The organism is Methanosaeta sp. UBA356 (assembly GCF_002496465.1).
Taxonomy (GTDB): domain Archaea; phylum Halobacteriota; class Methanosarcinia; order Methanotrichales; family Methanotrichaceae; genus Methanothrix; species Methanothrix soehngenii.
This window is the reverse complement of sequence record NZ_DAKC01000047.1, coordinates 1,224-15,769: the sequence shown is the minus strand read 5'-3', so window position 1 is coordinate 15,769 and position 14,546 is coordinate 1,224. Positions and strand designations below refer to the sequence as shown.

11 protein-coding genes and 1 CRISPR repeat array are annotated in these 14,546 nt (G+C 46.0%); of the genes, 4 read left to right on the top strand and 7 right to left on the bottom strand.

Going from position 1 to position 14,546, the window contains the following annotated elements; translation table 11 throughout:
- Nucleotides 1-29 precede the first annotated feature (29 nt).
- The 7 genes from serA to cas1 form a co-directional block, all read right to left on the bottom strand.
- Nucleotides 30-1,607 (bottom strand): phosphoglycerate dehydrogenase, encoded by a 1,578-nt coding sequence (serA, locus tag BP727_RS03715; RefSeq protein ID WP_273466069.1) that lies wholly within the window; start codon nucleotides 1,605-1,607, stop codon nucleotides 30-32.
- A gap of 82 nt (nucleotides 1,608-1,689) precedes the next feature.
- Nucleotides 1,690-2,382 carry a flavodoxin family protein gene (locus tag BP727_RS03710; protein ID WP_013720634.1) on the bottom strand — a complete coding sequence of 231 codons (693 nt, stop codon included), beginning with the start codon at nucleotides 2,380-2,382 and terminating at the stop codon, nucleotides 1,690-1,692.
- 113 nt (nucleotides 2,383-2,495) lie between these two features.
- Complete coding sequence (locus BP727_RS03705; protein WP_013720635.1) at nucleotides 2,496-3,050, bottom strand: NYN domain-containing protein; 555 nt, start codon at nucleotides 3,048-3,050, stop codon at nucleotides 2,496-2,498.
- 732 nt (nucleotides 3,051-3,782) lie between these two features.
- Complete coding sequence (cas4a, locus tag BP727_RS03700) at nucleotides 3,783-4,724, bottom strand: type I-A CRISPR-associated protein Cas4/Csa1 (RefSeq protein WP_013720636.1); 942 nt, start codon at nucleotides 4,722-4,724, stop codon at nucleotides 3,783-3,785.
- A gap of 32 nt (nucleotides 4,725-4,756) precedes the next feature.
- Nucleotides 4,757-5,368, bottom strand: coding sequence for a CRISPR-associated protein Cas4 (gene cas4, locus BP727_RS03695; RefSeq protein WP_048132626.1), 612 nt, complete (start codon nucleotides 5,366-5,368; stop codon nucleotides 4,757-4,759).
- Between the two features lie 82 nt (nucleotides 5,369-5,450).
- On the bottom strand, nucleotides 5,451-5,729 hold the full coding sequence (cas2, locus tag BP727_RS03690; RefSeq protein WP_013720638.1) for a CRISPR-associated endonuclease Cas2: 279 nt from the start codon (nucleotides 5,727-5,729) through the stop codon (nucleotides 5,451-5,453).
- Between the two features lie 31 nt (nucleotides 5,730-5,760).
- On the bottom strand, nucleotides 5,761-6,774 hold the full coding sequence (gene cas1, locus BP727_RS03685) for a CRISPR-associated endonuclease Cas1 (protein ID WP_013720639.1): 1,014 nt from the start codon (nucleotides 6,772-6,774) through the stop codon (nucleotides 5,761-5,763).
- Between the two features lie 96 nt (nucleotides 6,775-6,870).
- On the opposite strand from cas1, the gene cas3 reads away from it, so the two are divergent.
- From cas3 to BP727_RS03665, 4 genes are read left to right on the top strand one after another with little or no spacing between them, the layout of a single operon-like run.
- Nucleotides 6,871-9,273 carry a CRISPR-associated helicase Cas3' gene (gene cas3 / locus BP727_RS03680; RefSeq protein WP_286857452.1) on the top strand — a complete coding sequence of 801 codons (2,403 nt, stop codon included), beginning with the start codon at nucleotides 6,871-6,873 and terminating at the stop codon, nucleotides 9,271-9,273.
- Between the two features lies 1 nt (nucleotide 9,274).
- On the top strand, nucleotides 9,275-10,993 hold the full coding sequence (locus BP727_RS03675) for a hypothetical protein (RefSeq protein ID WP_013720641.1): 1,719 nt from the start codon (nucleotides 9,275-9,277) through the stop codon (nucleotides 10,991-10,993).
- Nucleotides 10,990-11,949: a DevR family CRISPR-associated autoregulator gene (locus tag BP727_RS03670; protein ID WP_273278678.1), complete on the top strand. Its 960-nt coding sequence runs from the start codon at nucleotides 10,990-10,992 to the stop codon at nucleotides 11,947-11,949. Before BP727_RS03675 ends, BP727_RS03670 begins: the two co-directional genes overlap by 4 nt.
- Nucleotides 11,946-12,689 carry a hypothetical protein gene (locus BP727_RS03665; protein WP_286857449.1) on the top strand — a complete coding sequence of 248 codons (744 nt, stop codon included), beginning with the start codon at nucleotides 11,946-11,948 and terminating at the stop codon, nucleotides 12,687-12,689. Before BP727_RS03670 ends, BP727_RS03665 begins: the two co-directional genes overlap by 4 nt.
- A 104-nt stretch (nucleotides 12,690-12,793) precedes the next feature.
- Nucleotides 12,794-14,490: a CRISPR direct-repeat array (repeat unit 37 nt; unit sequence GTTTCAATTCCCTTTTCATCGGGATAGGCTCTGCAAT).
- Nucleotides 14,491-14,546 lie beyond the last annotated feature (56 nt).

Here is a 14,546-nt window from a genome sequence, read left to right as displayed (position 1 = left end):
CGACATCTCCTTTCTTGCTTTCGTCGGCTTTACAGCTCCACCATCTTGGCGTTCTTCACCCCTGGAACCTGCAATAGCCTTTTCATCAAATCATCGGGTACCATCTGGTCGACGCTCAGTACCATGAGCTGAGGTTGACCCTCGTCCATACGCCCCACATGCATTGAGCCGATGTTGATATTGCCCTCACCCAAAACCACGCAGCAAGGCCCAATGATATTCGGCTTGTCATCTATGACTGCTATCACCATGTCACCCTCTGTGGGGATATAGGTCCGGTAGAGATCAAGCTGCACAATGCGCTTCTCCTTGTTTCCTGAGACCGTGCCCTGAACCATGTTGATCACGCCATTCTTGGTGAGCTTCATGGTTATGGCATTGCTGTATCCATTGATAGACTCGGTCTTGCTCTCCAGAAGTTTCACGCCCATCTCTTTGAGCGTCGTGGTGGCATTGACAAAGTTGATGCTGTCTTTTCCCATCAGGCAGCCCAAAAGACCCCTGATGGCTGATATGGTCACGGGTCTTGTATCCTTCTCGGCAATGGTTCCGCTATAGATCAACTCCAAGCTCTCAAAACCGCTGCCAACCATCTGTCCGAGCAGCGATCCCATCCTCTCGGCCAGCATCATATAAGGCTCCATGACCGCCAGCGTTTCCGGTGATATGGCAGGCATGTTGATGGCATTGGTGGGCAGTCCGCCTTTAGCTATGGCCAGGATCTGGTCTGCCACTGCTAAGGCGACATTGACCTGGGCCTCGGCGGTAGAAGCTCCCAAATGGGGAGTGGTTATGATTCTCTCCTGCCCGAGCAGGGGATTTCCGGTGGGAGGTTCCTTGGTGAAGACATCGACCGCCGCTCCGGCAACCTTTCCTTCAGCCACAGCTTTGGCAAGAGCGGCCTCGTTGATGATCCCGCCTCGAGCGCAGTTCACAATGCGAACCCCGTCCTTCATGATCTTGAACTCGTCATCGTCGATCAGGTTGCGGGTCTCATTGGTAAGGGGAGTATGGACGGTGATGAAGTCGCCCTCACGCAGAACGGTCTCCAGGTTCGCCAGGGTCAGCCCCATCTGCTGGGCCTTTTCTTCAGTCACAAAGGGGTCATAGGCTAAGATTCGCATGCCAAAGGACTTCATGCGGGTGGCAACCTCTGCTCCCACCCGGCCCAGACCGACGACGCCCAGGGTCTTGTTGAAGAACTCGACGCCTGTGTACTTCTTGCGATTCCATTCGCCCTGGTGCAGGGCGGAGTTTGCCTGGGGTATGTTCCTGGCCAGGGCCAGCATCATGGCGATGGTGTGCTCGGCTGCGGAGATGGTATTTCCGCCGGGGGTATTGAGAACGATGATCCCCTTTTTGGTCGCGGCCTCTACATCCACATTGTCTATGCCCACACCGGCTCTGCCTATTACCTTGAGCCTTTTCGCGGCATTGATGACATCAGCCGTTACCTTGGTTCCGCTACGGATTACCAGGGCATCGTAGTCTGGGATCTTCTGGATGAGCTCCTCTGGAGAGAGGTTGGTGATAACATCGACATCAGCACCCGACTGCAGTCTCTTCACGCCGTCCTCTGCTAATGAATCACTGACAAGAACCTTCATGATCATACCTTCTTCCTCGGGGGCTAAAGACGTACAAGGATTTGATCCTTTCGAGAGCACACTTCAGAAGGGTATTAGCAATCTATTGGCTGGTCCTCATCTGTTCGATCATCTCTTGAGCAGCTCTGTAGTAAGCATCCCTGGGCATCAGCTCTCTGCTCACCGCCTTCTCCATATCCTCTGAGATCCTGCCGTCTTTTATCAGCTGGTGGCCAGCCTGCTTTGCTGCCTTGAAGATGCCTTCGATCAGTGCTGTCTCACCGGCTTTTATCATTTCATTCATGCCCTCTGCCATGGGCCTGAGAAGCGCGCCGGCAAACTCGCAGCCATCTTGTGGGTTGTCGTAGATGGCCTTCATCTGCACAAGAAGCGGATCGAACATGGAAATCTCCCAGGCGGAGCAGGTGGAGACGAGAACCGCTTTTTGCATCTTTGATCTGGGTTGGCCCATCACATAGGCCGGTAGCTGTCTGTCCATCAGAGTCTTAAGAGGGCCGGTAATTCCCGAATAATAGACCGGACTGGCCCAGACGATGACATCTGCATTTTTGATCTTTGGGAGGATGGTCTTCATGTCATCGTCTTTGGCGCAGGTGCCGGGATTCACAAACCAGCAGCTCATGTCTCCGCTGCAGGGCTCTATGTTCAGCTTCCAGGAATAGATCAGCTCAACATTTGCTCCCGCTTCCTTCAAGCCTTCCAGGAATGGATTCAAGATCTTCGCCGTATTTCCCTCGTTCATGTGAGGGCTTCCGTTTATGGCCAGGATGTCCATTTTATATCACACTGATATTTGTATTGGCCAATTGCTTATGTACATATCTTTTCACATAAATGGAATTTGGCTCTCTATCCAGACATCAGAGCAAATCATACTGCTCGATTCCTCTATCGAGCCACCAGATCTATCAGATCCTGATCGATGGGAGTTCTCTCGTCCACTGCGGACAGGAGCTCATCGTGAATAGAGCTCTCTGAGTAAAATAGGGTCACCAGGACGCCTGCATCCTTTGCCGCCTCGATGGCGGGGAGAAAATCGCTGTCCCCAGTGACGATAACCGCTTTTCCGATCATCCGCCCGCAGCTCAGCCGGACCAGGTCCGCGGCCAGGGCGATGTCCACCCTCTTTTGCACAAACTCTCCTCCCACCCGGCCCAGCCGCCCCAGCTTAACCTCGAATCTGGGGAGCTTTCGCAGAGTATAGACGAACTTGTCCATGGAGGCAAACCTGCGGCTCTCCTCGTCAGTGGAGGGACAGCTCTGGTAAGGCATGCAATTATAATAATAGGTCCGAAGACGCTCATAGTTGCCACAAAGAATGTCAGAAAAACGGGCGAGGTCGATCTTCGGCTTCCCGAAATCAACATCCAAAATCTTAGTCAGATACGCACCATCGATGAAGACTGCTGCACGATCAGCCAAACTGTTCACATCCAAGTCCATAATTACTGCCATCCTGGAAGAACGGCAGTGATCATTATCTCTGCTTGCTAACTCATTCCAACGTATATCTAATTTGCGTTTAGGGACAGCCTTTTCCCTTTTGATCGTTGCCACTTTTTACAATTTTGGTATAGTAACAGATTTTCGGCTCTTTGCTGAATTATGTGTGCTGGCCTGGCAGATATTGCAGCCTCTGTCTCTCTGCGCCTCTCAAGTTGGGTCAGAGGATCGCGGTTCACCTCATAAGCGCAGAGACAGAGAATTTGTGATTTAAGTTCACCAATAATAAATAGCGAGGAGCCAAATCTATTTCCGTCTCCTCCGGGCACCTGCCATCCCCAGACTGATCATGGCTAGAACCAGCAGTGCTCCAAAGCCTGGAGTAGTCTGTGCTGCGGATTCTACCGCCTCTTGGAACTCGCTGATTTCCATCGCTGCCTCAGCCAACGCCTCTTCTACCGCAAATCCGCCGGTCCTTGTCCCTCTGGTTGCTATCCTCTCCTTTTCTTTGGGGAAATCGTGTCAGAATATGCAGTTGATTTCCAAAGTCCGATCTGTATTGTGGACGATATGACTGGAGAAGGCTGTTTTTCAGTGGCGTCGCGCGCGAAAAAAAACGCGCGGTAGTGCCCTGGCCCCCTCAACGCCGGGGTGGCTTGGATAACAACAATTGACGAGGTTAAACTACAAACCCATAGCCAGGACGAAGTGCCATAGTTGCTCTGTTTACTGCTAAAAGCAGAATTCTCTGTACCTGCAGCTTCCTGGATTTGGGCACCTTCCAGGATCGCGCTCATAAAATATAAGGTCTTGTTTGCTGTCCCTTTCCTCAATGAACCACTGACGGACCTCATCGCTGATGATGAAGAAATCCCTCTCGATATGAGGTGTGGGGTGATTTTTTGGGAAGCTCAGGTAGACTGTGCAGCCGATGTTGATGGGAACCTCATAAAGGCTCTCGTAGACCAAGGCATAGCCGGTGGCAGAGAGCCGATGAAAGTCCCTCTTCTGCCCGGTCTTCAGATCGCATATCAGCATCCCGCCCATATTGATGGCATCAGCAGAGAGGTTGCGGCTTAAGCCCAAGTACTTACCATCGAGCTTGTGCTCTACAACAAAAGGCAGAGCATGATTGATCAGAGAATCATCGCTGAGGTATTTATATTTGGCAAGATAGGCAAAGATGGAAGAAACTATTCTGCTCACCTCGAATGACCAGAGCTTTCTCAGGTTATCGCTGACGCTTTGGCCGGCCTCTGCAGAGGGTGAGAATTTTGTTTGCGAGAGCTGCTCATTAGCTTCAACTATGGCGTCATCAAGCCGTTCCATCAAGATACCTGGCAGCTCGGCACAGATGCTCATGCCTTCTTTGTAGATGAGCCTCTTGGCAGTGGGATAAAGCTCTGCCATAGCCTGATGGTAGATGCGCCCTGCCACCATCTCCTCGCTGGCCGGGACGCTGACCTTCTGCACATGTCTCAGATAAGTGTCCCGACCGGTCTCGCAGTACCTGTCAGAGACCTCCCAGACGGGCATCAGTATATCATGTGGCGGCGATAGCTCAGAGCAGTGCCAGTTCCAGCCCCTGAGGTCCTCTGCTATTCCTCTCTCTCGTGTGCTCGGAATAAGCTTTTTTAAGAGATATTTGCGTTCTTCTTCGGAAAAGAAATACATGCACCCTCCAATAATGTATTGGAATAATTATATTATTTCTCTGTATGTGGTTTGGGCAAAATATTTCCAACACAGTACTTTCTATATTCGCAGTCTATGCATCGAGCGGAATTCCTGGTTCCTGCTGGCTCAATCTCATCCTCAATTATCTGAGCTATTTTTTCGATCATCTTCAGAGTGCGTCTGCGGATCTCATCGCCAAAGTCAATCTGCACATTTTTCTGATCCCTACTGTAATGGATGAAGCCCCGTCGGACGATGGTCTTAAAGCTCTCTTCTACCAGAAGGGCATAGGCGGCAAGCTGATACTTGTGGTTCAGGTGGATGCTTCCCTTATGGGATTGGCCGAACTTGTAGTCTACAGGTATGAATTCCCGGTTGGTTCTCACCAGGTAGTCTAAGACCCCTCTCAGGCCGAGGGTGCTGCTTTCCATTTCCACCCTGAACATTTTCTCTGCCTGGTCCAGCTCCGGATCGTAGAAGATCGCTCCCTTGCGGCGCTTCTCTTTGGCGGTGATTGAATCGTGCATCTCTATGCCCGTTTGCAGCTTCTGGTCAGGAGGTTTGGGAATGTGAAGGACATGGTCGAAGTAGATTATCTTTGGACAGTAAAGGTACTGCTTCACGTCGCTTACTGTGATCATCTCTCATATCCTTCCTTCACGATTCTTCACTTGCCATCACTTGCCTTCACTTGTCTCTGCTTGTCTTCGCTTTCTCTCATGGCTAAAAGACGGACACGTCCTCCTCCTCGACCTCATAGATCTCGCCGATGCTATCTTTGAGGGAGAAACATTTGCTGCACATCGGATAGAACTGAATGTTTCCCTCCTTTTCGTGCATCATTCTCTCCAGCCGCAGGCGAAGCTTTTCTCTGGTGTTGTGGTTCATGATGCCCCAAAAGGCGCTCTTCTGGATGCGGATGCAGCCGAAGTCCAGCAGAACTTTGGCCACCCTGGCTCTCAGGCTGTTATCACTGATATCGTAGATGATTATGGTATCCACTGGCACCTCCCAGGAATCATCACGAACTCCATCACCATCTTGGGGTGAATGGCTCGTAACATGGCCTCTCTCCGCGGAGGAAGGTAGCAACAGATGATGCCTGAGAACGGATGATGTTTCTCAGGATCTGGCTCTTCTCTCGGTAGGTTATTCTCTCGTCCAGTCGGCCATAGAATGCCTTGGAGGCAATCTTTATGCCGTCCTTAGTCATGCGGCAGTCATCCTGAAAGTGGCCTTGCCGCATCTCCCTGGCTAGGCTCACCACCACCCTGTCCACCACCAGGGGCCTGAACTCCTCCATCATGTCGTAGACCAGCTTTTCTTTGCCTGGCCGGTCGGCATGAAGAAAGCCGGCGTAGGGGTCCAGTCCTGCATAAAGGATTGCTGCCCAGACCTCCTGCTCCAGGAGATAGTAGCCGAAGTTCAAGAGAGAGTTGATCTGGTCCCTGGCTGCAGGGTAGTCTCGGCCGGGGAAGCTCCAGTCATCTGGGATCAGCTTGGCCCAGGTCCTCCAGTAGATCTCCGCCCCTATTCCCTCCACTCCCATGATCTCTCCCCGGACATCATCCACCTTCCCTTTTATGAGATTGAGCCTGGGGATGAGCTCCTCTATCTGATTAGAATTATTGCGGAACTCTCCCCAAAGGTCCTGCCTTTCGCCCTTCCACTTTTTTGCGAATGATTTTAAGAGGGAGGCCTGATTTTTCAATTTGCCGCGGACGAAGGATCTGGCCAGGTTGGTTCCGCGGGAGTCGTTATAGGCATTGTACTGCTCCCTTCTGGTCTTCACTGTTCCTCCCAGGCTTGCCGGGATGAGCCTGGCCATGGGCTTGCCATAGTAGCTGGCGAAGACCACCTCGACACCCAGCTCGTCTGCCATCTGAATGGCATCGGAGGAGACAGAGATTCCGCTGCCCAGCACCAATATCTGCTCCACTCCCCGAGCAGGCACGAGCACATCGGGCAGATCCTTTCTAGTGATGCGAAACTGCTCGCTGGATTTGCCCAAGAATGTCCCCCGGTCAGAGAGGATGATGCGAGACATTTGAGAAATATTGGTTTCATAGGGGATATTACTTTCGGATGGCAAGGAAAAAGTTTAAAGTGCTATGGGTTCATTTGAGGCCAGGATTGGAGTGCAATGCTGAAACCATCAATGATTGACGGATACGCTTCCTTCTTCAAGGAAATCACAAGTTATTGCCCATATCCATATCAAGAGAAGGTCTTCTCATTGCTTGATCGTGGAAAATCCGTAGTTCTTCGAGCCCCCACTGGCTCAGGAAAAACTCTATCAGTTATTATGCCTTATCTATATCTCAGAAAAAATAATGAGAAAATGGCGGATAGAATAATCTACGCTTTACCTATGCGTGCTTTGGCTTTTGACCTTTATAATTCGACAATACAGACAGCCGAAAAGGCCGGATTTTGTGTAGTAGAAGATCCTGAGAAAAGGAGCGGCGAAGACAGAGATTCGGAGATTTGCATAACAATACAGACGGGAGAACTCCAAAACGATCACTTTTTTGAAGGAGATATAATTTTCACAACTATTGATCAACTGCTATCTGGTTATCTAACATTGCCCGTATCGCTTCCAGATAGACTCGGAAATATAAATATAGGTGCAATAATTGGGTCGTTAATTGTATTTGATGAAGTACATCTGATGGAGTTTCAAAGATCATTCTTAACTGCAACAGAGATGATGAATAGATTCGAGGGCTTGGCCCAGTTTTTTGTTATGACTGCCACTTTGACTGAGCCCACGCAGAAATGGCTGGCAAAGCAAATAAAGGCTGAACCCATAACCTGTAGCATAAATGAGTTAAAGAGCGTACCCGGCTATGAGAAAAGGAGCAGAGTTTATTCATTTGAAAATAGTCCGATATCCTCAGACACAGTAATCAAGAATCACAGACAAAAGACGTTGGTCATATGTAATAGAGTAGATAAAGCCCAACAAATCTATTCAGAGCTCAAGGAAAAGCTCATAAATGCAGATACGAAAATAGCTCTTCTGCACAGTCGCTTTTTTAAGAGGGATAGGAGCGAGATAGAGAAGAATCTGCAGCTTTGGTTTGGTAAAAGATCTGAGGATGTAAATGCAATACTGGTTTCAACCCAAGTTGTTGAAGCAGGAATTGATATTTCGTGCAATACGATGCATACCGAGTTAGCTCCCGCAAATTCTCTTATCCAGCGTGCTGGGCGATGTGCAAGGTATTCAGGAACGGGTAATGTATTCATTCATGAAATAGAGGATCCATCTAATCCACTTCCTTACCCTAAAAATGAAGTTGATGCTACCAGAAAAGAGATAAAGAATTTCAGAGAAAAAGAGCTTGATCCAGATTTTGAGAAGGATTTGGTTGAACGAGTTCATGCTCCTCTTGATGATTCAAGGCTAATTGATTCTCTTCAGAATCGTCGCGGTGAAGTGAATGAGGCAATGGATCACGGTCATTCTTCCAGCATTCAAAAGCTGATAAGAGAGGTGGACAGCGTTAATATTATTCTCACTCCAAATCCTCATAGCGAAAATTTGGAGATTTCATGGCCCGAGATGCTATCTGTTCCGAGATCAACATTATACAAGTTGAAAAAGAAGGGTGCAGATGATTGGATCTTCAAGATTCCTATCTTCAGCGATGATGAAGAGTTCAAAGGCGTAAAATGGGAAAAGGTGGAATCTGTCCGAGATATTTCCTGGCTGGTTGCATTGAATCCCAAATTTGCCAGGTATTCTCAGGAAGTTGGCCTGATATTTGGTGAAGAGGGGACGAGGTGCATTATCCTAAATAAAAAATCCCCGTATAAAAGCTATAAATATTCTTGCGAATCCTTCCAGGAACATACCCATCGCGTCATCGCAGAGGCAAGATCTTTAATTCCTCTCTCTGATAAAGGAATAATGAAACTCTCCAAAAAGATGAGGCTGGACAGAAATCATTCCATTGAGAAGATGATCCTTCTTGCTTGTGCTCTTCATGATACTGGAAAATTAAGCGTCAGGTGGCAGGGCGCTATGAACAGATGGCAAGGAATTTCAAATCCAAATGCAGAGCAATTTATCAAAGGATTGCCCTTAGCCCATACGACTTACGATCCAGTCAAAGATTGGATAAGAATGCAGGAGCTGAAGATACAGAAAGGTCCGCATGCTGCAGAGGGAGCATATGCAGTTTTTACAATGATATTTAAAGGAAGTCAAACTATGCTTGGCGACGGCGACGATACACAAAATATGGCAATTGGCATCATGGCAGCTATAGCCAGGCATCATGGGCCTAGGACATCTAATCTTCAACCGTTTGAGCTGATTCCGCAAGCGAAAAACGTATTAAATGATGCTATGAAGACGTTGGAGATTGACTTAGGGGATATGGAAATTAGCGAAACACCAAACAAGGATGTAATCGATTCATTCAGGCAGTATTTAAAAATTAGCGAAATAGATAATGGAATTTTCCTATACTGGTTATCAGTAAGAATCATTCGATTAGCTGACCAAAGAGCAACATCTAAGATTGGAGCCTGAAATGAGCCAGAGACTTTGTTTTAAAATCCCAAGGGAGACCAATACTTATGCCGATGTCCTTATGGCCTTGGGTACGGCGAGCCTACTGAATGAGATTTATGGAGATGAGGCCAGAACTACGATAGAGGATAGAGGTGATAATCTTTCCATCGAAGTCTCGAGCGATAAAGGTTTAGAGTTTTTAGATACTTTTACGCGACTTGACATAGGATATCCTTTTGTAAAACAAAAGAATGATGAGATAATACCTAACGGCGTAGACGATGTTTTTGATTATGAAAAGAATAAAGAAATTGAAGAGGCATATAATAAATTCATTAAGACATCTGGAAAAAGGAAAAATAAAATCAGCAATAAAATGATTGATTCTGGATTTGATAAGCCTTATGAACCCGATCCTAATCTCAAGCTTCACAAAATTTTGGCATCTATGCGCAAAGGTTGGAAAAGCGACAAAGAGTTTCATGAGTACTTTATTAACAATAGAGAGAAGATATCAAAATTAGCGATGATCAACCTTAGGCACCTGTCAGATCCATGCTTTGAGAAATGCAGTTCTGATGATCTTGACAAAATCGTATCTGGATCTCAGGTTCTTCTACCAATTGGCGGTAAAGGTGTCAATAGGTCAAAGCCAGATTCTACAGGCAAGTCTGGACTGCCGTCTGATTTCATCGATTGGTTTTCAGAATGGATGAAGTATCGTGGCATGTTTAAGTTCCTGCTTCCATATAGGAATGGAGATGATTTTAAGTTTTTAGTTATAGTTCCTAAGGATATCTCATATAATTCCGTGGTATCGATACATAATGATCTCTTTAAAATGAATTTATGGGGCGGAATAAAACTGGATATTCAGGCTACGCTCAGTCTTGCTAAAATTCTAGTCAATCATTCAGAAGAATACGATAAAGAAAAAGGTTCTTTCAAGATGCTAAATAGGCGTCCCAACCAGGTAATCGAAGGATTATATCAGGCCTATTTTAAAAGCATGGGAACGGCTGCTTCACTGATGAACTATTCATTCATCGGGTTGCCTGGATGGTTCACAATCGATGATAATAAAACCGCGCATGAATTTATGGATATTTTAGATGAGCACGGAAAATGCATTGGTGCTCTTCAAGAAGAGATCTCCAGTGATATTCCCCTTCTCCAGGATTATCGTAATTTTCTATCCTCAGGAGATTATAGGCATTTTCTGGAGTTTTTATCACTTTTTGGAACATATGTCATGCAGAGGAGAGAGAAAAACAAATGGGTAATGCAATTTACAGTTCAAAACCTAAGGAGGATTTTTATGGTCGATAAGGATTACTCTGAGATAATATCTGATGAAGGATTTTTGAATTTGGCATCCGCTATACGAAGAGCCACTGTTAATGCACAATATCGTAAAGCACAAGGCAGGCGAGATTGGGATATCAAGTATGGATTAGCCCAGGATTGGAAGCGAGTAGCAGAGCAGCCTGACAAGCTGGTTATTGCTATATCGGAATTTGTCCAACAATATAACGCAGAAAATGCAAGACATGCAGAAGAGAATAAAGAAAGAAGAAAAAATATAACAACAAGAGATCTGGACCAAGTTCTAAACTTAATCAAGAATTACGGCTCATTCCTGGTTGGAATGCTTCTCTTAGCCTACGGATATGCAAGAGATGTCAAAGAAACGGATGAATCAAATAGTACTGAAATTAAAGAAGGTGAAATCAAATGAAAATAAACTCTATAAGCATATCTGGACTATTAACCCTTAATATGCATGCATTAAATAATGAGGGCAGTGAAGGAAACTATCTCCAGACAAGGATGGTTGAAATAGTAGATGAAAAAGGAATCGCTCATTCGGTGAATGCCATCTCGGGAGACATGTTTAAACATATTCAGGCCGATCATCTATATTCCCTTGCACGTGAAGAAAACATATCCCTTTGCGATGGCTGCTCGAAGGACAATCCAAATAGAATAAATGTTGATAGTGGCTTTGTCCAAGGATTTTCCGAAGGAGCAAAAGATGCAGAAATTCTTGATAAATTATTGGAAAAATGTGCAGGAGATGACATCGAGGGAATTCTCATCACGCAGGAGATAGGAAAGAAAAAAAGAGCCATCGGCAGGAAATCGATAATAGAGTTCGGTTGGGCGGTTGGTGAGCCGGAGAAAACAAAAACCGAGTCTTATTTTCATGTCAAGTTTGATCAGACCGAGAGAGCCAGTGGAAGAGGAGATGAGAGTACTGGCGCCAACATAGGGCAAAATATTTTTCACAGGCCCGCGTCAAGCGGCAGATATGCAATAATCTTAAATGCCGATTTATGTCGAATAGGTTTCAATGATATCACTTGCACCTACTCAATAGACACCGAAGAGCGCAAGAGAAGGACCGCAATTGCCCTTAAAAGCATACTTGCAGCCATCCTCAAGCCAGCTGGAGCGCACCGAAACACGCAAAATCCGCATATCGTCAATTTCCAGGGCTGCATTACTGCAAGCTCTTCGATGCTTCCCGCTCCAACGGTGAGCGCCCTTAATGAGAATTACCTGGGAGAAATAGATGGCATATGCATTACATTGAATGAACTAAGCCCAAACTCAATAACCAAATGGGATTTTAATAGCCTTAATGAATTCGCATCAAAGATTAAAGAAATAATAGAATCAATTGAGATATGAGCATGACTCTGAGCAATCAAGAGTGGCTGGTCTTGGAATATTTGCCTACTAGCTTATTCACTCTTAAAATTTCAACGGCCACAAATAAAGGAGGGAAAACGCTTTTCGTTCCCACACCTTATTCAATTAAGCTATCATTCATAAATGCAGCTTTCCGTATCGGCGGAGAGGGCTTAGCCAGGGAGATATTCGGAGATATCAAGGGTTGTGATATTCGCTTATCTCCTCCAGAGAGGTTATATGTTCTTAACACCTTTATAAAAATTCTTGATGAGAGCAGGGATAAAAATTCAGATCCCTATCAATCCACGATCGCCTACCGAGAGTTTTGCTATTTCCAGGGAATGCTTAATATAGCTTTATCTCTGACCAATTACCCTAACATAAATATTGAAAAAATAAAAGAATTAGCAGCTCATATAAATTATTTTGGAAAACGTGGAAGTTTTTTCCAATATACGAATAGTAGAACGATTCCAGATTTGCCACCTGGCTTCACAGTGAAATCAACAGATCCAGAAGGAAATATTAAGGGATATGAGATAGTTCAACCGCTAGATGATATTGGGGAGACAGACTCAAAAGACTTATTTGATCATATAAATACATTTTCGAATAAGAAGATTGAAAGAGGCAAACATAGAATATTTGTCCTTACATATATACCCTATAAAATGGAGAAAAGCTCTAACAGATACACTGCATATGTGAATCCATACAGATGTCAAGATGCTGAATAGTCCCCAACTCAGCTGATGTCTTGCAAGAAGAAAGCAATCGGGAAAATGTAAACCAAGCCCTGCAATCAGTTTGTCTTTCGCCTATTATTGGATCATAATGCTTGGTTTCAATTCCCTTTTCATCGGGATAGGCTCTGCAATTCGAAAATATCCCAATCGAGATGTGGAACGGCACCGAATGTTTCAATTCCCTTTTCATCGGGATAGGCTCTGCAATGAAGCGGAAGGTATCACCATTGGAGAAATCCAAGCGGGGTTTCAATTCCCTTTTCATCGGGATAGGCTCTGCAATACACAGAATATGCTGGCGGGGGCCTGGGTCACACTCACACGTTTCAATTCCCTTTTCATCGGGATAGGCTCTGCAATGCCAGATCTTATCACCATGGCTATCGGCCTGGTGATGTTTCAATTCCCTTTTCATCGGGATAGGCTCTGCAATCGGACAAAACGGATCTGGTTGCTCTGGCGGATGTGAAACGTTTCAATTCCCTTTTCATCGGGATAGGCTCTGCAATGAGATCGAAAATGAAAGAACATTCACATTTGCAATTGGGAGTTTCAATTCCCTTTTCATCGGGATAGGCTCTGCAATCTCGAACCACGCGCGGCCAAGTCTGCCTCCTTGAGAGAATATGTTTCAATTCCCTTTTCATCGGGATAGGCTCTGCAATTTGGGAATCGTAGGATTCGAGAAAGATAATGTTTAACGTGTTTCAATTCCCTTTTCATCGGGATAGGCTCTGCAATTTTGAACCACCTTGCACCGGACACCGCCAAATGCGTACAGTTTCAATTCCCTTTTCATCGGGATAGGCTCTGCAATATCATGCATCTCTATGCGGGCCGTTCGGAGATCCTCGTGTTTCAATTCCCTTTTCATCGGGATAGGCTCTGCAATATATTCCCTCGGTACATCTCATACCTTGCGGACGCTCCAAGTTTCAATTCCCTTTTCATCGGGATAGGCTCTGCAATTTTTGCTCCGGCGGCTATCTCTTCTGCGGTCTTCTCTGTTTCAATTCCCTTTTCATCGGGATAGGCTCTGCAATAAAATATGCATACTGGATGAATGTGATGCATTAACTTCGGGTTTCAATTCCCTTTTCATCGGGATAGGCTCTGCAATGTTGGTAAAAAAAATAAGAAGAGCAAGGACGGAAACCCGTTTCAATTCCCTTTTCATCGGGATAGGCTCTGCAATTTTCTTTGATCTTATTGGTTCGTGCCCACAAGAACTGTTTCAATTCCCTTTTCATCGGGATAGGCTCTGCAATGGAGGTTGGCTCCCCGGAGGTCGGCTCCCCAGAGGTGTTTCAATTCCCTTTTCATCGGGATAGGCTCTGCAATGCTTCCAGCCATGCTGCTTCAAAGGCAGTGGACGTCTAGTTTCAATTCCCTTTTCATCGGGATAGGCTCTGCAATAATTCACCAACGCGGTCTTCTCCGCCAGATGCGACTTCCGTTTCAATTCCCTTTTCATCGGGATAGGCTCTGCAATCGGGAACCAATAGTTCTTGGCGTCCTGGCAAATGCCGTCAGTTTCAATTCCCTTTTCATCGGGATAGGCTCTGCAATGAAGACCTACTATCAACATTAGATACAGAAATTACAAGAGTTTCAATTCCCTTTTCATCGGGATAGGCTCTGCAATATATTTGGAAAAATCCATAGCAGATCTAGCGTTGCGTTTCAATTCCCTTTTCATCGGGATAGGCTCTGCAATGGAATCCGGCCTTTGGTGGTCCGGCAAAGTGCGAACGCGTTTCAATTCCCTTTTCATCGGGATAGGCTCTGCAATATATAGACGAACTCCAGGATTTTGCTAACCAGGCATCGGTTTCAATTCCCTTTTCA